We start from the raw sequence: 21,616 nt of genomic DNA, 5'->3' as shown, positions 1-21,616 counted from the left end.
CCATCATCCAGAACAAGAGAGGCATCATGTTATACATAATGAAACATCACCCTGCACGGGCCGCGCTAACAGCCCTGGCGTTCGCCATAATGACGTCTGCGGTTTCCGCTTCCGCCATCACGCCCATCTGCACATCCACCAGCCTGACGCTACCGCCTGGCGAGCGCTATCCTAATGGCATAGCCCGTGCCTCCGACGGAACGCTGTATGTGGGGTTGATCACCAGTGGGCATATCCTGCGAAAACGTCCGAACGAGGATTGGGAAATCTTCTTTGCCGGGGCCGACACCGTTTTCTCCTCGACCACCCTGAGGCTGGATGAACAACATGGGCTGTTATGGGGAAATTCCCCGGATTTCCTGCCTGCAGGGCAAACCCGCCCTCACCGCATTTTCGCCCTAAACGTCTCAGATGCTACGATCAATCGAAGTTTAACTTTGCCTGAAGGGGGAATGGGCAATGACCTGGTCGTCGCCAAAGATGGCACGGTTTACGTAACGGAAACCAAAGCGGGCAGCATCATGAGGTTACGCCCGGGAGAGAGCGAGTTTAAGATCATATTTCGCGATAAACGCCTGGCCGATCCAAGTGGCCTCGGTGCCGCAGGTATTGTCTTGATAAACGATCAAAACATGGCAATCAGCAATTTTGGCAGTGGGAAACTCTATAGCCTGAGCTATGGGGAAAAGACGCCAAGGCTGTTTGAAATCCTATTGCCACGCACCATCGAGAACCCAGACGGCATGAGGTTAGCCCCGGACGGAGCGTTGATCGTGCTCGAAAATGGCATTAAAAGTGGTCAGGGCAGGATCCTGCGCATTGCGTCCCCTGGTACCACGGGCATGCACGCTATTGAAGTCATTCGCGAAGGAATGGAGTCGCCGGTCAATCTGGATATTACGCCGCAGGGCTGCGCCTTCGTCAGTGAATCTCGCATTCGCCACCGTCTGCTTCCTGGACGCGCTGCCGAAGTGCCCGACAGCTTTCGCATCTATCAACTCCAATTGCCTCTCTCCGCCACTCACTGACACTAAACTGCTTCTGGCTTGCGGGGGAATAGACTCCCCAAGCCCACCAATGGGGATCCCCTACCTGGTTTTTTACCTTTCACAAGCGACCCGCAACAATAATGCGTCCTGTGCGCTGTAACGACATCCCTCGCATTACAAACCCACTTTGCGCAAGGCTTCCCATTTTTACCTGTGACAGCGGATTGCCCGCTGGGCTAGTATAGCGTCGGTATAAAAAGCTTATTGATCCCACCGCCGGTAGCCGCGGCTCCATCCGTTCCGTGCCGTTTGGGATCGGTGATAAATGGCTTTACCTTGCCCTGTGGCTGCCTGACAAGCGTGATTTTTTGTGAAACGGCGTGATACCTAATGATGACAATGAAGATCACAATTAAATTTAAATTCAATGGATTGGAAACAGTAATCTTATGAATAGCACCGACAAGCTCGATTCGCATACGCCGATGATGCAGCAGTACCTGCGCCTTAAAGCGCAGCACCCCGAAATTCTGCTGTTCTACCGCATGGGCGATTTCTATGAGTTGTTCTACGATGACGCCAAACGCGCTTCCCAACTGCTGGATATTTCGCTGACCAAACGCGGCGCTTCGGCGGGTGAGCCAATTCCCATGGCCGGCGTACCGCACCACGCGGTAGAAAACTATCTTGCCAAGCTGGTTCAGCTCGGTGAGTCCGTTGCCCTTTGCGAACAAATCGGCGATCCGGCGACCAGCAAAGGCCCGGTCGAGCGCAAGGTCGTGCGTATCGTCACGCCCGGCACCATTACCGACGAAGCGTTGCTGCAGGAACGCCAGGATAACCTGTTGGCGGCTATCTGGCAGGACGCAAGAGGCTTTGGCTACGCCACGTTGGACATCAGCTCCGGCCGTTTTCGCGTCGCCGAACCGGAAGACGTTGAAACCATGGCGGCCGAGTTGCAGCGCACCAATCCCGCCGAGTTGCTTTATCCGGAAACCTTTGAACACATGGCGCTTATCGAGAAACGCCATGGCCTGCGCCGTCGTCCATTGTGGGAGTTTGAACCCGAGACCGCACGCCAGCAGCTTAACCTGCAATTCGGCACCCGCGATCTCACCGGTTTTGGCGTGGAGCAGGCCCATCAGGCATTGCGCGCCGCCGGCTGCCTGTTGCAGTACGTCAAGGATACTCAGCGCACGGCATTGCCGCATATCCGTGGCATCACCATGGAACGTCAGCAGGACGGCATCATTATGGATGCCGCAACGCGGCGTAACCTTGAACTGACCCAGAGCCTGTCTGGTGGCAGCGAAAATACGCTGGCGGCCATTCTCGATTGCACCGCAACAGCGATGGGCAGCCGTATGCTCAAGCGTTGGCTGCATATGCCGACCCGCGACATCAAGGTACTGAACAACCGCCAACAGGCGATTGGCGCGCTACAGGATTTGTATGCCGATCTGCAGCCGTCGCTGCGGCAGGTGGGCGATCTGGAACGCATACTGGCGCGTCTGGCATTGCGTACCGCCCGTCCACGCGATTTGGCGCGCATGCGCCATGCATTCCAGCAGTTGCCAGATATCCACGCGCTGCTCCAGGGTGTGGCAACCCCGCATGTGCAGCATCTGTTGTCGCAAGTCGGCCAGTTTAATGAACTGCAGGATCTTCTGGAACGGGCGGTAGTTGAAGCTCCGCCTGTGCTGGTGCGTGACGGCGGCGTTATCGCCCCCGGTTACAACAGCGAACTGGATGAGTGGCGCGCATTGGCCGACGGTGCCAGCGACTACCTGGACCGTCTGGAGATCCGCGAACGCGAAAAGTTGGGGCTGGATACGCTGAAGGTGGGGTTCAACGGCGTGCACGGTTATTACATTCAGGTCAGCCGCGGGCAAAGCCACCTGGTACCGATCCACTACGTGCGCCGCCAGACGCTGAAAAACGCCGAACGCTATATCATTCCCGAACTGAAAGAGTATGAAGACAAGGTTCTGACCTCCAAAGGCAAAGCGCTGGCGATCGAGAAAAGCCTGTATGAAGAACTGTTCGATTTGCTGCTGCCGCACCTTGGGGAATTGCAGCAAAGCGCCGGTGCGCTGGCTGAACTGGACGTACTGGCTAATCTGGCGGAACGTGCGGAAACGCTGAACTATGCCTGCCCGACCATGAGCGAGCAGCCGGGTATGCGCATCACCGAAGGCCGCCATCCGGTGGTGGAGCAGGTGCTGAGCGAGCCATTTATTTCCAACCCGCTATCGCTGTCACCTCAGCGTCGAATGTTGATCATTACCGGCCCCAACATGGGCGGTAAAAGCACCTATATGCGTCAAACGGCGCTGATCGTTCTGATGGCGCACATCGGCAGCTATGTGCCGGCAACCAAGGCCGTTATCGGCCCGGTGGACCGTATCTTTACCCGCGTCGGCGCAGCAGACGACCTGGCCTCTGGCCGCTCCACCTTCATGGTGGAAATGACCGAGACCGCCAATATTCTGCATAACGCCACCGAGCATAGCCTGGTGTTGATGGATGAAATCGGTCGTGGCACCTCGACCTACGACGGCCTGTCTCTGGCCTGGGCCTGCGCGGAGAATCTGGCCAGCCGCATTAAGGCCATGACGCTGTTCGCTACCCATTACTTCGAGCTGACGACCTTGCCGGAGAAAATGGAAGGCGTGGTCAACGTTCACCTGGATGCGCTGGAACATGGCGATACCATCGCTTTCATGCACAGCGTGCAGGATGGTGCCGCCAGTAAAAGTTATGGTCTGGCGGTTGCGGCGCTGGCCGGTGTGCCGCGAGAGGTGATCAAACGTGCGCGCCAGAAGCTGCGTGAGCTGGAATCCATCTCCAGCCATACCGCCTCCGGTACCGTTGACGCCACCCAGATGACGCTGCTGAATGAGGAAACCTCGCCGGCGGTAGAAGCGCTCGAAGCTCTTGATCCGGATTCTCTGTCACCACGGCAGGCGCTGGAGTGGCTTTACCGCCTGAAGAAGATGGTGTAAGTCCCGCCGCGTTTCAGGCATAAAAAAACGGTGAGCATAATGCTCACCGTTTTTATTTTGTGATGCGATTCAACTGCCGACGTTATTCGCGGAACAGCGCCTCAATGCTCAGGCCCTGCAACTGCAGAATTTCACGCAGGCGACGCAAACCTTCAACCTGGATCTGGCGAACACGTTCGCGAGTCAGGCCAATTTCACGGCCCACATCTTCGAGCGTTGCCGCTTCATAGCCTAACAGACCGAAACGACGAGCCAATACTTCACGCTGCTTGGCGTTCAGTTCGAACAGCCATTTAACGATGCTCTGTTTCATGTCATCGTCTTGCGTGGTGTCTTCCGGGCCGTTGTCTTTCTCGTCAGCCAGAATGTCCAGCAGCGCTTTCTCTGAATCACCGCCCAACGGCGTATCGACAGAAGTGATACGTTCGTTCAGACGCAGCATACGGCTAACGTCATCGACCGGCTTGTCGAGTTGCTCGGCAATCTCTTCAGCGCTCGGTTCATGATCCAGTTTATGAGAAAGCTCGCGCGCGGTGCGCAAATAGACATTCAGTTCTTTAACGATGTGGATAGGCAAACGAATGGTTCGGGTTTGGTTCATTATCGCCCGTTCAATCGTCTGACGGATCCACCAGGTTGCGTAAGTTGAGAAACGGAAACCGCGTTCCGGGTCAAACTTTTCCACTGCGCGGATCAGGCCGAGGTTACCCTCTTCAATCAGATCCAGCAGCGCCAGGCCGCGATTACTGTAGCGGCGGGCGATTTTCACCACCAGCCGCAGGTTGCTTTCGATCATTCGGCGGCGAGACGGCACGTCACCGCGCAGTGCTCGCCGCGCAAAATAAACTTCTTCCTCTGCAGTCAGCAGCGGAGAATAACCGATTTCGCCCAGATAGAGCTGCGTCGCATCCAATACGCGTTGGGTAACGCCTTGAGACAACAACTCTTCTTCTGCTAGATCACTCTCACTGGCCTCTTCTTCGACCAGTGCTTTTTCGTCGAATGATTCCGCTTCCGTTGCGTTCTCGTCGAAATCTGCATCATCCTGTAACTCGTTAACTTTCAGCGTATTTTGGTTCATATGCTGCTCCTACCCGTGATACCGCGAGCAGAATATCAGCGTATTCTGCCCAATCTATCGCTGCGGAAGAAAACGCAGCGGGTTTACGGATTTCCCCTTGTAACGAATTTCAAAATGCAAACGTACTGAACTGGTTCCGGTGCTACCCATGGTTGCTATTTTTTGACCCGCCTTCACTTCTTGTTGTTCCCGGACCAGCATTGTGTCGTTGTGAGCGTAGGCGCTCAGGTAATCATCATTGTGTTTGATGATGATAAGATTACCGTAACCCCGTAAAGCATTGCCTGCATACACTACGCGGCCATCGGCGGTAGCGAAGATAGGCTGCCCACGAGAACCGGCGATATCGACACCTTTATTCCCACCTTCTGATGAGGAAAAGTTATCAATGATCTTACCGTCAGTTGGCCATCTCCAGGTACTCACTGGCGAGCTGTTACTGACGGTGCTGCTCACTGGTGGAGCAACGACCGGCGCGGTAACAGGCGCTGCTGCGGTGGTTGCCGCTACTGCACCTGCTGCAGGTAACATCTTACCTACATTCTGTTTACCCGAATTATCAGAATACGCGTTAGTTGATGGAGAATCAACCGTTGCAGTTTGTATCTGCGTAGTGGATGGCGGCTTCGGAACACCGCCGCTGGTTGCGTCTGTCGCCGCCAGCATGCCACCGTTTCCGTTGGCAGAACCATTACCAAGCTGAATGCTTTGACCCACATTCAAACTGTATGGCTCAGGAATATTATTACGTTGCGCCAGGTCACGGAAATCGTTCCCGGTGATCCACGCGATGTAAAATAGCGTATCGCCTCTTTTTACCGTGTAGGTATTACCGCTGTAACTCCCTTTGGGAATTGAATTGTAACTGCGGTTGTAAACGATGCGCCCTTCAGGGCTTGCGTTTGCTCCGGCATTACCGGATGCAGCGGCTCCGCCACCGCCCACACTACTGATAGGGGCTGATGTCGATGCATCATTCGTACAACCCGCCAACCACAAACTTACCATCGTACACACCGCAACCCGGCGTAAAGTAATCATTGGGCTTCCCGTGCTCATGCTTCCCCCATGACAGCAATATCAGCGATATATCCAAAATACCCTTTACATCGTAGCTGAGCTTTTACCACTCTCTCAGTTTCTGCGATGAAAGGTGCCCGCGGCCGATCCCTGAATGCCAGGAAATCTCCTGCCGGAGCCTCAAAACAGCGCGCCAATGCTAACCACATTAGCGGTGCCGCACCATAAGACAACTACGCAGAAAGGCAATTGTATTGAAAATTAACTTTATTGAAACGTTAAAACCTTAACCGGAGGCGATGAAAGTGCAACAGATTTCATTTCGCGCCTAAAATTCAGACAATCCTTAGGCCAGTTCACCCTTCACCAGCGGAACAAAACGCACCGCTTCGACGGTATCGATGACAAAATCATTGCCTTGGCGTTGAATCCGCTTGAGGGTTTGGGCCTGTTCCCCCACCGGCAGCACGAGAATGCCGCCGTCATCCAGTTGTTCCATCAGCGCCGGCGGAATTTCTGGCGGTGCCGCAGTCACAATGATGGCATCAAACGGACCGCGCGACGCCCAACCCTGCCAGCCGTCGCCATGACGTGTAGAGACATTGTGAAGATCGAGCTGCTTCAAGCGGCGCTTGGCCTGCCATTGCAGCCCTTTGATGCGTTCGACGGAACAAACATGCTGTACCAGATGCGCCAGAATAGCGGTTTGATAACCGGAACCTGTGCCGATTTCCAATACTCTGGAAGTTGGCGTCAGATTTAACAACTCGGTCATTCGCGCAACCATATAAGGCTGGGAAATAGTTTGGCCGGAGCCGATGGGCAGCGCAGTATTTTCATAGGCTTTGTGTTCAAGCGCCTCGTCAACAAAGCGTTCACGCGGCACCGCTTCTATCGCTTGCAGCAACCTTTCTTCCCGGATCCCCTGCTGACGCAGCTGCGTCAGCAATGTTTGCATACGCTTGTTCACCATTCCCCGCCAACCCCTGCTTTGGTTAACCACGTTTTTACCACGTCCTGGGCTGCATAGGCGGTTAAATCCACCTGTAAGGGCGTTATCGCCACATACCCTTGCTCCACAGCAGCGAAATCAGTGTCCGGCCCGGCATCAAACTTATCACCCGGTGGCCCGATCCAATAGAGGTTTTGCCCACGCGGATCTTGCTGGCAGAACACTTTGTCGGCCGGGTGGCGGCTGCCGCATCGGGTCACGCGAATGCCTTTTATCTGGTCTAGCGGCAAATCCGGCACGTTAATATTCAGAATTTTCCCCGTACGCAACGGTTCACGCTGTAAAGCGCGCAGCACGCGGCAGGTGATCGCCGCAGCAGTTGCGTAATGCTGATGGCCGTTCAACGACACCGCCAACGCGGGCAAGCCCAGATGACGCCCCTCCATGGCGGCGGCTACGGTACCGGAATAGATAACGTCATCGCCAAGATTGGGTCCGGCGTTGATACCGGAAACCACGATGTCCGGCGCAGGCTGCATCAAGGCATTCACACCCAGATACACGCAGTCGGTCGGCGTTCCCTGTTGCACTGCAATGTCACCATTGGGCAACGTCAGGGTGCGCAGCGGCGATTCCAGCGTCAGCGCATTGGAAGAACCGCTGCGGTTACGATCGGGTGCCACAACCTGCACCTCAGCGAATTCTCGCAGAGCCGCCGCCAGCACCTGAATACCTGGGGCGGTAACTCCGTCGTCATTACTCAGCAATATCCGCATAAGAGGTTGTCTTCTTTTTATCTCTCTCGCCCATGCAGCGTTTAACGCAGCTTGGCATTTAAATACTCGGAATGACCACCCAAAAGGCGGCACTTAACCAGCAGATATTATGTTTACTCCCCCCGACGTGTCCAGTAACCAAAGGGAAGGCCGAATTTTGACCGGTCAGCCACTGGCCGGTCAAAAGAGCATAAGTTTCACGCGGGTCATTTGCCCGACGAAAAAAAACCTGCAAATGCAGGTTTTCTTTATTATTCGCCAATGTCCGCGTCACCGCTATCTTGCCGCATGATTTCGCGCACCACGCTGGTGGCAAAACTGCCGGCCGGTAGCCAAAAACGCAATTCGACGGTGGCATCATCCCACCAATTCCACTGCATCTGTTGCGGCAACAGCAACAGCGCACGACGGGCCGGATCAACGCGTTCACGCTTTAACAACGCCATCAGCTCCGGCTGTTCCACTAAACACTGCTGTTCAAAATCCAGCGCTTCCCCAGCGGTACCCGGTTCGCCGTCGCCCGGCAACGGCGCGGTAATCAGCAGCTCGCCGGCATCCAGCCGCTGTTGCAACTCGGCCAGCTCATCCGATTTGGCAACAAACCAACTGCCGCGGCCATGGAGTTGCAGCGCATCCCCTTCCAGTACCCTACGGTGCTGTTGATTGGCCAAGCGCCGGCTGGCGATCAGATTAAACAGCGCACTACGGCTAGCGGAAAGATAAAAACTGCGCTTGCTGCGTTCTTTAACCCGGATCTCATCATTCGCCCAGCGGCGTGCCATGACCAGGTTATTGCCACCGCGACCAAAACGCTGGCTGCCGAAGTAGTTCGGCACGCCACCCGCCGCAATGGCCTGCAGACGCTGTTCGACATCCTGACGATCGGAGATCTGGCGCAGTACCAGAGTAAAAGCATTGCCTTTTAGCGTGCCGATGCGCATTTTTCGCAGATGTCGTGCACTGGCCAACACTTCGCAACCCTCCAGCGCGAACTGGCTGAAATCGGGCGTTTCCTTGCCCGGCAGGTGCAAACAGAACCATTGTTCGGTCACCGCATGGCGATCTTTCAGGCCGGCATAGCTTACCGAACGGGCGTGAATGCCGGCAAAACGCGCCAGATAATCGGCGACGAACTGGGTGTTACACCCGCTCTTGCGGATGTTCACCAACACATGCTCGCCTTCACCGTCCGGTTCGAAACCCAGATCTTCCACCACCACGAAATCTTCCGGGCTGGCTTTCAGCATCCCGGTGCTTTGCGGTTGGCCATACAGCCAGGTCAGATTAGCCATATCCATGCGTTATTCCTTGATCAACAAGGCAACCGCTTCACAGGCAATGCCCTCGCCACGCCCGGTAAAACCAAGCTGTTCGGTGGTCGTGGCTTTAACGTTAACGTCGTCCATATGGCACTGCAGATCTTCCGCCAGGAAAATACGCATCTGCGGAATATGCGGCGCCATTTTGGGCGCCTGGGCAATAATGGTGATATCCAGGTTCCCCAGGCGGTAGCCTTTGGCGCGAATGCGCTTCCAGGCTTCACGCAGCAGTTCACGGCTGTCGGCGCCTTTGAAAGCCGGATCGGTATCCGGGAACAGTTTGCCGATATCCCCAAGCGCCGCCGCCCCCAGCAGAGCATCGGTCGCCGCATGCAGGGCCACGTCACCGTCCGAGTGGGCCAGCAAACCTTTCTCATAAGGGATGCGAACACCACCGATCACCAGCGGCCCTTCGCCACCAAATTTATGTACGTCAAAACCGTGACCGATACGCATGATGCGCTCCTTAATCGTCCAACTGGGTTAAATAGAACGCCGCCAGCGCCAAATCCTCCGGCCGCGTGACTTTAATATTGTCCGAGCGCCCTGCGATCAGCAGCGGGTGATAGCCGCAATGCTCCAGCGCAGAGGCCTCATCGGTGACCACCGCGTCATCGTCCAGCGCGCGCTGCAAGCAAAGTTTGAGCAATTGCAGCGGGAAAAGTTGCGGCGTAAGCGCATGCCACAGGTCCTGGCGTTCAACGGTATGGGCGATAGTTTCCTGGCCAGGCTCCCCGCGCTTCATGGTGTCGCGCACCCTTGCCGCCAGAATGCCGCCAACTTTGCTGTGTTCGGTGATCGCCAGCAGGCGATCGAGATCTTCTGCATGCAAGCAGGGGCGTGCGGCGTCATGCACCAATACCCACTCGGCTTCACCGGCCAGTTGCAACCCGGCCATCACCGAATCGGCGCGTTGGCGGCCGCCGACGGTCACTCGCACACGGGGATCCTTGGCAATAGGTAACTGGCAAAACTGCCGATCGTCAGGGCCGATCGCCACAATCACCTGCAGGATACGCGGATGACGCAGCAGAGCGTGGATCGCGTGTTCGAGAATGGTTTGCTTACCGATGGTGAGATATTGTTTCGGGCAATCCGCCTGCATGCGGCTGCCGACACCGGCAGCGGGCAAGATGGCAATCACCGATGGAAAGGTGCCTGCAGAAGAGTGATTCATTCGTTACTTTTGTACGTTATTTTGCGAGGAGGACGTCGCGTTGCGTCTTGATTGATCCGGAACCAGACGATAGAAAGTTTCACCGGGCTTAATCATGCTCAGTTCATTGCGCGCACGCTCTTCGATCGCTTCCTGACCACCATTCAAATCGTCTATTTCGGCAAACAACTGATCGTTACGCGCTTTCAATTTAGCATTGCTGCCCTGTTGGAGCGCAACGTCTTCATTGACCCGCACGTAATCGTGAACGCCATTTTTACCCAGCCACAGTGAATACTGTAACCAACCGAGCAATGCCAGCAATAGCAGCGTAAGTTTTCCCATCTCCGCCCCCTGAAAAACCGACCAATCATCCCACAACTTTTCGTTGGACTCCACACTGAGAGCGGCATTCACCGCCAAATTCAGAGTAAGGATGAGAATTTCCTGAGTTTATAACCTAAATTCACTTCGAAAGCGGCAAAAAAAAACACTTTCACCACAGAAAAACCAGCCGACGCCACAACATTCTCCCCTTCAGCGTTTTGCCGGTTATGCAGTAAGAAAAACTGGCTGCTTGCCAATTTCACCAAATCTTCCGCCAGCCATGATCGAAAAGTGAATATTTAACACCATTGAAAATTTCACTATCAGGTAGTGGTTGTATTTCTATTCATTAAATATTATTTTTATGCACTCATAGTGCATAAATAAATCCAATAGATAACGTTAATTACCGGGGATAGCGATGTTTAAATCTTTAGTTGTGCTTGGCGCCTGCCTGGCCGCCACCCTGTCGGCCTCAGTCCTGGCGGCAGAACCTACCTACGTCGTCGGCTCTGGCGGCACCTACCGCCCATTTGAATTCGAAAACAGCAGCAAACAGCTGGAAGGCTTTGATATCGATATCATCAAGGCAGTGGCCAAGGCCGAAAACTTTCAGGTCAAACTGGTGAATACGCCGTGGGAAGGCATCTTCGCTACGCTGAATTCAGGCGATCGCGACATCATTATTTCCGGCATCACCATTACCGACAAACGTAAACAAATGGTTGATTTCTCCGCGCCTTACTTCCCGGCAGAACAGGCGATCGTAGTACCTAAAGACTCCAGCGTAGACTCCATCGCCGCACTGAAAACGCTGAAGGTCGGCGTCGTGAACTCCAGCACTGGCGACATCGTGGTGTCCGACGTGTTGGGTAAAAACAGCACCGCCATCAAACGCTTCGACAATACCCCGTTAATGCTTCAAGAGCTATATGAAGACGGCATCGGCGCAGCCGTAGGCGACGTCGGCGTGGCCAAGTTCTATATCAAAACCCATCCGGAAAAAGAGTTCAAACTGGTGTCTGACGCCAAATTCGAACGTCAGTATTTCGGTATCGCCGTAGCCAAAGGCAATGACGAACTGCGCGGAAAAATCAATGCCGGCCTGAAGAAAATCGTCGCCGACGGCACCTACGCCAAAATCTATCAGACCTGGTTTGACAGCAACGTGCCGACGCTGCCGGCCGAATAATCGACTGGCGCTCGTCAGCGCCTACGCTGATAAACGGGCGTAGCGAGCCAAGTCATATTGGGTACGGACAGCGTACAGCCACCGGCGTGGACACGTAGCCCATGAGGATGGCGGGTACTGTCCAATCCCAAGGTGACGACGCGCAGTAGCCTTAACATTCTTAAATAAGGATCAGATCTTGAATTTCCGTTGGGAGATTATCCAGGAATACGCCCCGCTGTTTATGGAAGGCGCCTGGATGACCATCAAATGCACCATTATCTGCGTGGTATTGGGCACCACCTGGGGGCTGATCCTCGGGTTAGGCCGCCTGGCGCAAGCACCACACGGTATCTGGAAACCGATACTGCATTACGGCGTTCAGTGGCCGGTGCGCATCTACATTAGCGCCTTCCGCGGCACACCGCTGTTTGTACAAATTATGGTGGTTCACTTCGCGCTGGTACCGCTGTTTATCAACCCGCGTGACGGCCTGTTGGTCACCAACGGTCTGATGAGCACCGATTTCGCCCGCGCGCTGCGCTCCGACTACGGCGCATTCCTCTCCTGCGTCGTGGCGATTACGCTCAACGCAGGTGCCTACGTCTCGGAAATTTTCCGCGCCGGCATTCAATCTATCGATCGTGGCCAGATGGAAGCTTCGCGTTCGCTGGGCATGAGCTACGGCAAAACCATGCGCAAAGTGATCCTGCCGCAAGCGTTCCGCCGCATGCTGCCGCCACTGGGCAACAATGCCATAGCCATCGTCAAGGACTCCTCACTGGCCTCCGCCATCGGTCTTGCCGATCTGGCCTATGCCGCCCGCACGGTTTCCGGCGCCTATGCCACCTATTGGGAGCCCTATCTGACCATTTCGCTGGTCTATTGGGTCCTCACCTTCCTGCTTTCGCTGATGGTGCAACATATGGAAAAGAGGTTCGGGAAAAGTGATTCGCGTACATAACCTGCAAAAACAATTCGGCGAAAGTCACGTACTGCGCGGCATCTCCTGCGAGATTGCAGCGAACGAAGTGGTCTGCGTCATCGGCCCGTCCGGCTCAGGAAAAAGCACTTTCCTGCGCTGCATCAACGCGCTCGAGACCCTGTCCGGCGGTGAGATCCTGGTCAACGGTTTTGCCATACACAGCCAGAAAACCGATCTCAATAAAATGCGTGAGAGCGTGGGCATGGTGTTTCAACGCTTTAACCTGTTCCCGCATATGACGGTGCTGGAAAACATCATCATGGCACCTATCGGCGTGAAAAAACTGTCGCGCGCCGATGCCATAGTACGGGCAGAGGCGCTACTGCAAAAGGTGGGGCTGCTGGACAAAATTGATGCCTATCCCAACAGCCTGTCCGGCGGTCAGCAACAGCGGGTAGCCATTGCCCGTGCGCTGGCGATGGAGCCGAAAATCATGCTGTTCGACGAACCTACCTCCGCACTGGATCCCGAGTTGGTGGGTGAAGTGCTGACGGTGATGAAATCATTGGCGCACGAAGGCATGACGATGGTAGTGGTGACGCATGAGATGGGCTTTGCCCGTGAAGTGGCCGATAGGGTGTTGTTTATCGATCAGGGGATCATTCAGGAAGAAGGCTCGCCGCAACAGATTTTCAACCAACCGACCAATCTGCGCACTCAGGCTTTTCTGAGCAAAATTTTGTAACCTTCCGCACCGCTTTGCAATGCTGCGGGCGCAGGCTACTGCGCCCGTTCCCTCACCAGCCGGTCAGAAAACTGAATACCAGCCAGAACAGACACAGCACGATGGCGCCGGTCAGCAACAGCGTCAGGAGGAGCCTGCCGCGCAGCAGCATGCTGAGCGTAATGCCTATCAGCACCGAAACCGGCATCAGGGCCAGGAAGAACGGCCAGGTGTAGAGCAGAAAAAACAGGGTGTTAGAGCCGTAAACCAGAAACGGCACCGCGAACGCCAGCCAGTAAAAAACAAAGCCGCAGACGCCGCCCAGGAAAGAATACGAGGGTTCTTCTTTCTCAAGCGTTGAGTCGATCAAGACGGGCGAGACATTTTGCATAGTAATCCCTGGTTATTCGGCGCGCTCTGCGGCGGGCTTAGCGTAAAAAGCGTGTGGCGCAACAACGCCACACGCTTTTTTGAATTCAGGGTTTGATAATAGCCCGACCACGCAACACGTCTAACAATTGCGCAATCAAATTTGTTACCAATTGTTGGCCATCAAGGTGAATATCAGGCTGCTGCGGCGCCTCGTAAACCGAGTCGATCCCGGTGAAATTACGCAGTTCGCCGGCACGCGCTTTTTTGTATAAGCCCTTCGGATCTCGCGCTTCGCAAATCGCCAGCGGGGTATCGACAAACACCTCGATAAAACGATCGCTATCGAGCAGTTCACGCACCATTTGCCGTTCAGCGCGATGCGGGGAAATAAACGCGGTCAGCACCACCAACCCCGCATCCACCATCAGCTTCGCCACTTCGCCAACGCGACGAATATTTTCACGCCGATCGTCATCGGAGAAGCCCAGATCGCGGCACAGGCCGTGACGCACGTTATCGCCGTCCAGCAGATAGGTACTGACGCCAAGCGCATGCAGCGCCTGCTCCAGCGCGCCGGCAACGGTGGATTTACCCGAACCGGACAACCCGGTAAACCACAGCACCACGCCTTTATGGCCGTTGCGGGCTTCGCGATCCGCACGCGCTACCGCATGCGGATGCCAGACCACATTGTCATCATCCGGCCCGGTGGGCCGTTGTTGATCCTCGGTCACGTTATTTGCCCCCAAGCAGGTCGCGCGCACCCCAATGCGGGAAGTGCTTGCGCACCAGGGCATTCAGTTCCAGCTCGAACGCGCTATGTTCCCCCGCCGACGCCTGCGCGCCATGCAAGGTTTCGCGGATCAGGCCGGCACCGACCGTAACGTTGCTCAGGCGATCGATAAAGATCAGCCCACCGGTATCATGGTTGCGCTGATAGCTGTCCAGCACCAGCGGCTCGTCAAAGGTCAGCTCCACCAAACCGATGCCGTTCAACGGCAGGGTATCCGCCTGATGCTGCGCCAGCGAGTTGATTTCTACCTGGTGGCGAATGCCTTCCACGCGCGCACGGGTCTTTTTACCCGCGACTTTAATGTCATAGCTCTGGCCCGGCAGAAGTGGCTTTTCAGCCATCCACACCACGTCGACCAGCGCGCTTTGCGCCGCCTGCAGGGTTTCCCCGGCATCGACCAGCAGATCGCCGCGGCTGATGTCCACTTCGTCTTTCAGCACCAGCGTAATGGCTTCACCCGGTACCGCTTCCTGCAAATCGCCATCAAAGGTGACGATACGCGCTACGGTGGATTCCACGCCGGAAGGCAATACCTTCACGCGCTGGCCCACACGCACCACACCGGCCGACAGCGTGCCCGCGTAGCCGCGGAAATCCAGATTCGGTCGGTTGACGTACTGCACCGGGAAGCGCAGCGGCTGCGCTTCGCGCTCGCTGATCACATCCACGGTTTCCAATACCTGCAGCAGCGTCGGGCCGCTGTACCAGGGCATATGCACGCTTTCGGTCGCGACGTTGTCGCCGTCGAGCGCCGACAGCGGCACAAATTTGATGTCCAGATCGTTCGGCAACTGTTGTGCAAAGGTCAGGTAATCCTGTTTGAACTGCTCGAACACCGACTCTTTATAGTCCACCAGATCCATTTTGTTGACCGCCACCACAAGGTGACGAATCCCCAGCAGCGTAGCGATAAAGCTGTGTCGGCGGGTTTGATCCAATACCCCTTTGCGCGCATCGATCAGCAGGATCGCCAGATCGCAGGTGGAAGCGCCAGTCGCCATATTGCGGGTGTACTGCTCATGCCCCGGGGTGTCGGCGATAATAAACTTGCGTTTTTCGGTCGAGAAATAACGATAGGCCACGTCGATGGTGATGCCCTGCTCGCGCTCGGCCTGCAGGCCGTCCACCAACAGCGCCAGATCGAGCTTCTCGCCCTGGGTGCCGATACGCTTGCTGTCACTGTGCAGCGTAGACAGCTGATCTTCGTAGATCTGGCGAGTATCGTGCAGCAGGCGGCCAATCAGGGTGCTTTTACCATCGTCGACGCTGCCGCAAGTCAGGAACCGTAACAGGCTTTTATGTTGCTGCGCATGCAGGTAAGACTCTACCCCGCCCTGCTCAGCGATTTGTTTGGCAATTGCCTGGTTTTGCGAAACTATAGTTTTCATCCGGCGGCTCCTTAGAAATACCCTTGACGCTTCTTCAGCTCCATCGAGCCGGACTGATCGCGATCGATCATCCGTCCCTGGCGCTCACTGGTGGTGGATACCAACATCTCTTCGATGATCTCCGGCAGCGTTTCCGCCTCCGACTCCACCGCACCGGTCAGCGGCCAGCAGCCCAGGGTGCGGAAACGCACCATACGCTGGCTGATCTCTTCGCCCGGCTGCAGATCGATACGATCGTCGTCCACCATCAGCAACATGCCGTCACGCTCTACCACCGGACGCGGTGCCGCCAAATACAGCGGCACGATGTCGATTTTTTCCAGGAAGATGTATTGCCAGATATCCAGCTCAGTCCAGTTCGACAGCGGGAACACACGAATGCTCTCACCCTTGTTGATCTGACCGTTGTAGTTGTGCCACAGCTCCGGGCGCTGGTTTTTCGGATCCCAGCGGTGGAAGCGGTCGCGGAATGAATAGATGCGCTCTTTGGCGCGCGATTTTTCTTCGTCACGACGCGCGCCGCCAAAGGCGGCGTCAAAACCGTACTTGTTCAGCGCCTGCTTCAGGCCTTCGGTTTTCATGATATCGGTGTGCTTGGCACTGCCGTGCACGAACGGGTTGATGCCCATCGCCACGCCTTCCGGGTTTTTATGTATCAGCAGTTCAAAACCGTATTCTTTCGCCGTGCGGTCACGAAATTCGTACATTTCACGGAATTTCCAGCCGGTATCCACATGCAGCAGCGGGAACGGCAGCGTGCCCGGATAGAACGCCTTACGCGCCAGATGCAGCATCACGGAAGAGTCTTTACCGATGGAATAGAGCATCACCGGGTTGCCGAATTCAGCGGCGACTTCACGGATGATATGGATACTCTCCGCCTCCAATTGCCGCAAATGAGTGAGTCGTTTTTCGTCCATAACAGATCCTTAAGCCAAATTCACGACGGCAGGGCGTGATACCCCTTCCGCCTGCGGTTGATGCCCAAACCAGGCGATTTGGTGATGCAGTTCCACCACTTCGCCGATCACCAGCAGCGCCGGTAACGGTGCCTGTTGAGCCAATTGTTCGAGTTGTTGCAAGGTGCCGATCTGCACCTGTTGGTCCGCTCGCGTGCCACGGCTGATCACCGCGACCGGCGTACTGGCCGCGCGACCGTGGGCGATCAGACGCTGGCTGATATCCGCCGCCTTCATGGTGCCCATGTAAATGGCCAGCGTCTGGCGCGCACGCGCCAGATCGGCCCAATCCAGCCCATCGCCGTCGGGACGACAGTGCCCGGTAATAAAGGTAACGCTCTGCGCATGATCTCGGTGCGTCAGCGGGATACCGGCATAGGCCGTCGCCCCGGCAGCTGCGGTTACGCCCGGCACGACCTGGAACGGAATGCCTGCGGCGGCGGCCACCTGCAACTCTTCGCCACCGCGGCCAAAGATAAAGGGATCGCCCCCCTTCAAGCGCACCACGCGTTTGCCCTGCTGCGCCAGTTCCACCAACAGACGGTTGGTTTCCTCCTGAATCACCGAGTGCGCCCCGGCGCGTTTACCCACGCAGATGCGTTCGGCGTCGCGACGCACCAAGTCCAGGATCTCGTCGCTCACCAAGTGGTCATACAACACCACATCGGCCTGCTGCATCACCTGCAACCCGCGCAGGGTCAGCAGCCCGACGTCGCCGGGGCCGGCGCCCACCAGCGCAATTTCACCCTGGGTGCCTTCGCTGCCCAGTGCAAACTGCTGCAAGTCCTGTTCCAACTGCCGTTCCGCCTGCGCCTGCTGGCCATTGGCCACCAGCGTCGAAAAACGGCCACCGAAGGTTTTCTCCCAAAAGCGCCGACGTTCGCCGATCGAATTCAGCCGTTGTTTCACCTGGCCGCGCCAGCGCCCGGCCACCTCCGCCATCTGTCCCAGGCTGGCAGGCAACAGCGCTTCGAGCTTTTCGCGCAGCATGCGCGCCAATACCGGTGCCTGGCCGCTGGAAGAGACAGCCACCACCAGTGGTGAGCGATCGATAATCGACGGGAAGATAAACGAACAGCGCGGCTGATCGTCGACCACGTTGGCCAGCACCCGGCGTTTGTCCGCCTCGCTAAACACCTCGGCATTCAGCGCGCCGTCGTCGGTTGCGGCAATCACCAGGAAAACATCGTCCAGCTGTTGCGCGGCAAAGGCCTGCCCCAGCCAGCGGATATGCCCCTGCTGGCGTCGATGTTCAAGTTCCGGTGAGAGCGACTGCGCAACTATCCGTATTTCAGCCCCAGCACGCGTGAGAAGTTCAACTTTGCGCGCAGCCACTTCGCCGCCGCCAACGACCAGTACCGGGCGTTGTTTCAGGTCGGCAAATATTGGTAGATAGTCCACAACAGCCTTTTCATATATGCAGAATGATAGGGTGACTATACGGGCTGAGATTTAGCCTCTGAAATGACGAAAAGGAATTAATAGTTCCTTTATGGAATATAGGCCGCATTGCAGGGTTCAGGGGGTGATAATCGGGCCGGAAGTTTGCGCGCCGGCACCAAAATTAGGAGCCGAAGAAATTGTGTAATGCCGCGTGTCGTCTCATACTGGACACCGCAAAAAAATCATCGGTATCGCCGATATCAAAGAAGGATTTTTCGGTATGTTTTCCCGCGTTTACCTGAAGACGAGCCTGCTGATGGCGGCGCTCGGCGGCGTTTTCAGCGTTTCGGCAGCTATCCCGGCAGTGAAAGAAGCCCCTGTGGGTAAATTCGCCGCCGACCAGATTCGCCATATCGCCACCTATTTCCCCGGTCGCATGGCGGGTAGCCCGGCGGAACTGCTCACCGCAGACTACCTCAAGCAGCAGTTCGGCAAGATGGGCTATCAAAGCGATATCCGCAGCTTCAACACCCGCTATCTCTACACCAGCAAGGACGGCAAAAAGAACTGGAATAACGTCACCGCCAGCTCGGTGATCGCCGCAAAAAATGGCAGCGGCCCGCAACAAATCTTGATCGTGGCGCATTTTGATACTTACACCCCGCAAAGCGATGCCGATCTGGACAACAACCTCGGCGGGTTGACGCTACAAGGCGTCGACGACAACGCCTCAGGCGTTGGCGTGATGCTGGAGTTGGCGGAACGCCTAAAGAACATCCCCACCGCTTACGGCCTGCGTTTTGTCGCCACCAGCGCCGAGGAGATCGGCTCTCTGGGCGCACAGAACTACCTGCAGCGCATGAGCGCGGAAGAAAAAAACAATACCGTGCTGGTGATTAACCTGGACAGCCTGGTGACCGGTGATCGCCTGTACTTCAATGCCGGCCGCAATACGCCGAAGAAGATAGCCAAACAGAGCCGCGATCGCGCCCTGGATATCGCCCACCGTTACGGCATCGCCGCCGCCACTAATCCCGGCAGCAAACAATGGCCGAAAGGCACCGGTTGTTGCTCGGACCAAGAGGTGTTCGATAACGCGGGCATACCGGTGCTTTCGGTCGAAGCCACCAACTGGTCGCTGGGTGATAAAGACGGCTACCAACAGCGCGCACTCAGCCCGCATTTCCCGCAGGGTATCACCTGGCATCGCCCGCAGTACGACAACCTGCAGTATCTGGAGCGTTATCTGCCGGGCCGGATCGACAAGCGCAGCCGCGAGAGCGTGCAGATCCTGTTGCCGCTGATCAAAGAATTGGCGCAGGCGCACCCGGTTAAGCCCGTGCAGCAGAAGAAGAAATAAGGTCTGCGTCCGGCCATAATGCTGGTCAGTTAAACCTGACCGGCATTTTTTCTGCACCAACCCCGTGAGGCCGAGCCTCTCAATTACTCCTTAGTCCGCTCTGTATCATCAGACGGCAGACCCGTCCTGAGCCGATACGGTAAACATCCGGCAGATCTCCGCACTGTGATTAGTGGCTCTCAACCACGTCCGTTTAAATAATGCCGCTCCCTTATTTTATTAATTCCAGACTTGGCGTGGCTATTATTGGGATTAAATTAATAACAATAGATCCTGCTTTCTGCCTATAAAAATACAGTTATAAACAATAGAACATGGTGAACAAGACTCTATTTAACTGGAGAGAAGGTCATTAGCGAATATGATTTATAACTTATGCGTTAAATTGACAACTAATGTGGTCTGCTCTCCAAACAGCACAATAAGGCTGCTGAGCATAGCCGCTATTATGGCACGATTTGATCTCAAATTTTGGTGAGTCAGGCTTGCCAAAAGTACAGTGAAGTAGCTTCCAGACATCAAGTGAAGATCAACTATGAAGGGAAAATCATGCGCAAAATTAAAGCAAAGCCTTGCCTGCTCGCACTCTGTTTCGGTCTCTCCTGGCAGGCCATCGCCGCTCCAGATGTTGCCGATTGCGGTGTTCCACAACTGACCCACTGCCCGGCCCCCGTAGATAAACAACTCCCTGATGTGAAAGATATGTTGACCTGGAATCAACAGCAACGCGTGCTCGGTTTTCGTAACGACTACCGCGCCTATCCTGGCGATATATTTAAAGCCGCTAAAGCGGTGCCGATCCCGGTGGCGGTTCGCGATCTCTCTTCCGCTACCTACGATTACCAAGGACATAAATACGGGCTAAAAGATTATCTCAAACGAAACAGTGTGACGGGGATGATGGTAATTAAAGAGGGCAAGAAAGTCTGGGATTATTATGGCAGTGGTAATACCAAAACGACACTGTGGACCTCACGTTCGGTCGGAAAGTCTGTTGTTTCCACTTTGGTCGGTATCGCTTTAAAAGAGGGGAAAATTGCCTCGCTGGATGATGAGATTGTCAAATATAACCCAGATGTGAAGGGGACAATCTGGGAACATGTAACGGTGCGTCACTTACTTCAACATACTTCGGGTGTTTCTTGGAATGAAAATTATACGGACCCAAAATCTGACTTTTCACAACTAACCCAATGTGAAGCGAATAAAAACACTTACGATTGCGTTAATAAGCTGGTGAATAGCCCACAACGCAAGAGTTACGCTAAACCTGGCGAGGTTTGGTCATACTCTTCAGGTGGCGCCTGGTTGCTGGGAGATACGCTTGAAAAAGCTACCGGTGAACCACTTGCGCAGTACCTTCAGGAAAAAATCTGGCAACCCTACGGGATGGTGCACGATGGCGTATGGCACAGCTATCTGCCGGGTAGACATGATGTAGGGGCACACGGTTTTAACGCTACGCTGGAAGACTGGGGGAAATTTGGGCTGTTTATTATGAATAATGGCATGTTGCTCGACGGAAAAAAAATGCTGCCGGATCATTGGATAAAAGACGCCCGAACCTGGAACAAAGCGGAAAAATCGGTCACCCCGTCTTACCCTGATGGTAAATATGGTTATGCCTGGTGGAACAATAGCGTACCCGCGAATGCAAAAAACCTCAGCCCAAAACAGGGGTTATCAGGCCAAGATACGATGTGGGCATTAGGTATCTTTGGGCAGATGATTATGGTGAACCAGAAAGAGAAGCTGGTGATTGTACAGTGGTCGGTCTGGCCTGAAGCGGAACCCTCTGCTAACGCCCAGCCTCTGGAGGCTTCACTGATGTTTAACGCGATCGCAAATACCTTGGCGACTCGCCATATTGACCGAACCTAAAGCCTATTCTATGCCCTGGGTTCCCAGTTGACTCA

At 55.4% G+C, this 21,616-nt stretch carries 20 protein-coding genes; 7 read left to right on the top strand and 13 right to left on the bottom strand.

The window, feature by feature from the left end; translation table 11 throughout:
* The first annotated feature begins 26 nt into the window (after positions 1-26).
* Positions 27-1,028, top strand: a complete 1,002-nt coding sequence (locus V2S86_RS17890; RefSeq protein ID WP_330763530.1) for a hypothetical protein — start codon at positions 27-29, stop codon at positions 1,026-1,028.
* A 410-nt stretch (positions 1,029-1,438) separates the two neighbouring features.
* A complete protein-coding gene (mutS, locus tag V2S86_RS17885) occupies positions 1,439-3,994 on the top strand; it encodes a DNA mismatch repair protein MutS (RefSeq protein WP_330763529.1) in 2,556 nt (851 codons plus the stop codon).
* An 82-nt stretch (positions 3,995-4,076) separates the two neighbouring features.
* Here the strand turns inward: mutS and rpoS are convergent, their stop codons facing one another.
* From rpoS to ftsB, 8 genes are all read right to left on the bottom strand, one after another.
* Positions 4,077-5,075, bottom strand: a complete 999-nt coding sequence (gene rpoS, locus V2S86_RS17880; protein WP_004950287.1) for an RNA polymerase sigma factor RpoS — start codon at positions 5,073-5,075, stop codon at positions 4,077-4,079.
* A gap of 54 nt (positions 5,076-5,129) precedes the next feature.
* Entirely contained in the window at positions 5,130-6,116 is a 987-nt protein-coding gene (nlpD, locus tag V2S86_RS17875; RefSeq protein ID WP_043912121.1) for a murein hydrolase activator NlpD, read from the bottom strand.
* A 325-nt stretch (positions 6,117-6,441) separates the two neighbouring features.
* Positions 6,442-7,068, bottom strand: a complete 627-nt coding sequence (locus tag V2S86_RS17870; protein WP_330763528.1) for a protein-L-isoaspartate(D-aspartate) O-methyltransferase — start codon at positions 7,066-7,068, stop codon at positions 6,442-6,444.
* A complete protein-coding gene (gene surE, locus V2S86_RS17865) occupies positions 7,062-7,823 on the bottom strand; it encodes a 5'/3'-nucleotidase SurE (RefSeq protein ID WP_006323649.1) in 762 nt (253 codons plus the stop codon). The genes V2S86_RS17870 and surE overlap by 7 nt, the downstream gene beginning before the upstream one ends.
* 251 nt (positions 7,824-8,074) lie before the next feature.
* A complete protein-coding gene (gene truD, locus V2S86_RS17860; RefSeq protein WP_330763527.1) occupies positions 8,075-9,121 on the bottom strand; it encodes a tRNA pseudouridine(13) synthase TruD in 1,047 nt (348 codons plus the stop codon).
* A 3-nt stretch (positions 9,122-9,124) separates the two neighbouring features.
* Positions 9,125-9,598, bottom strand: coding sequence for a 2-C-methyl-D-erythritol 2,4-cyclodiphosphate synthase (ispF, locus tag V2S86_RS17855; protein ID WP_004950274.1), 474 nt, complete (start codon positions 9,596-9,598; stop codon positions 9,125-9,127).
* A gap of 10 nt (positions 9,599-9,608) precedes the next feature.
* On the bottom strand, positions 9,609-10,319 hold the full coding sequence (gene ispD / locus V2S86_RS17850) for a 2-C-methyl-D-erythritol 4-phosphate cytidylyltransferase (RefSeq protein WP_330763526.1): 711 nt from the start codon (positions 10,317-10,319) through the stop codon (positions 9,609-9,611).
* Between the two features lie 3 nt (positions 10,320-10,322).
* A complete protein-coding gene (gene ftsB, locus V2S86_RS17845; protein ID WP_006317700.1) occupies positions 10,323-10,643 on the bottom strand; it encodes a cell division protein FtsB in 321 nt (106 codons plus the stop codon).
* 403 nt (positions 10,644-11,046) lie between these two features.
* On the opposite strand from ftsB, the gene V2S86_RS17840 reads away from it, so the two are divergent.
* From V2S86_RS17840 to V2S86_RS17830, 3 genes are all read left to right on the top strand, one after another.
* Positions 11,047-11,817, top strand: a complete 771-nt coding sequence (locus V2S86_RS17840; RefSeq protein WP_330763525.1) for a basic amino acid ABC transporter substrate-binding protein — start codon at positions 11,047-11,049, stop codon at positions 11,815-11,817.
* A 175-nt stretch (positions 11,818-11,992) separates the two neighbouring features.
* Positions 11,993-12,760, top strand: a complete 768-nt coding sequence (locus V2S86_RS17835; RefSeq protein WP_330763566.1) for an amino acid ABC transporter permease — start codon at positions 11,993-11,995, stop codon at positions 12,758-12,760.
* On the top strand, positions 12,744-13,466 hold the full coding sequence (locus V2S86_RS17830; protein ID WP_330763524.1) for an amino acid ABC transporter ATP-binding protein: 723 nt from the start codon (positions 12,744-12,746) through the stop codon (positions 13,464-13,466). Before V2S86_RS17835 ends, V2S86_RS17830 begins: the two co-directional genes overlap by 17 nt.
* A 52-nt stretch (positions 13,467-13,518) precedes the next feature.
* Here V2S86_RS17830 and V2S86_RS17825 read toward each other — a convergent pair whose 3' ends face one another.
* The 5 genes from V2S86_RS17825 to cysG form a co-directional block, all read right to left on the bottom strand.
* Positions 13,519-13,836 carry a DUF3561 family protein gene (locus tag V2S86_RS17825; protein WP_212558552.1) on the bottom strand — a complete coding sequence of 106 codons (318 nt, stop codon included), beginning with the start codon at positions 13,834-13,836 and terminating at the stop codon, positions 13,519-13,521.
* Positions 13,837-13,921: 85 nt separating this feature from the next.
* Complete coding sequence (gene cysC / locus V2S86_RS17820; protein WP_013811535.1) at positions 13,922-14,614, bottom strand: adenylyl-sulfate kinase; 693 nt, start codon at positions 14,612-14,614, stop codon at positions 13,922-13,924.
* The gene (gene cysN / locus V2S86_RS17815; RefSeq protein WP_330763523.1) at positions 14,553-15,998 is read right to left on the bottom strand and encodes a sulfate adenylyltransferase subunit CysN; all 1,446 of its coding nucleotides are present in this window, start codon (positions 15,996-15,998) and stop codon (positions 14,553-14,555) included. Before cysN ends, cysC begins: the two co-directional genes overlap by 62 nt.
* 11 nt (positions 15,999-16,009) lie before the next feature.
* On the bottom strand, positions 16,010-16,918 hold the full coding sequence (gene cysD / locus V2S86_RS17810; protein WP_004950261.1) for a sulfate adenylyltransferase subunit CysD: 909 nt from the start codon (positions 16,916-16,918) through the stop codon (positions 16,010-16,012).
* Positions 16,919-16,927: 9 nt separating this feature from the next.
* On the bottom strand, positions 16,928-18,358 hold the full coding sequence (gene cysG, locus V2S86_RS17805; RefSeq protein ID WP_330763522.1) for a siroheme synthase CysG: 1,431 nt from the start codon (positions 18,356-18,358) through the stop codon (positions 16,928-16,930).
* Positions 18,359-18,620: 262 nt separating this feature from the next.
* Between cysG and V2S86_RS17800 the strand changes: the two genes are divergently transcribed.
* Entirely contained in the window at positions 18,621-19,700 is a 1,080-nt protein-coding gene (locus V2S86_RS17800) for an aminopeptidase (RefSeq protein ID WP_330763521.1), read from the top strand.
* Between the two features lie 549 nt (positions 19,701-20,249).
* On the top strand, positions 20,250-21,581 hold the full coding sequence (locus tag V2S86_RS17795; protein ID WP_330763520.1) for a serine hydrolase domain-containing protein: 1,332 nt from the start codon (positions 20,250-20,252) through the stop codon (positions 21,579-21,581).
* Positions 21,582-21,616 lie beyond the last annotated feature (35 nt).

The organism is Serratia sp. C2(1) (genome assembly GCF_036352655.1).
GTDB classification, from domain to species: Bacteria; Pseudomonadota; Gammaproteobacteria; order Enterobacterales; family Enterobacteriaceae; genus Serratia; species Serratia inhibens.
Note: the sequence above shows the minus strand (reverse complement) of the source record. Positions and strands in the feature narration are given on the sequence as shown.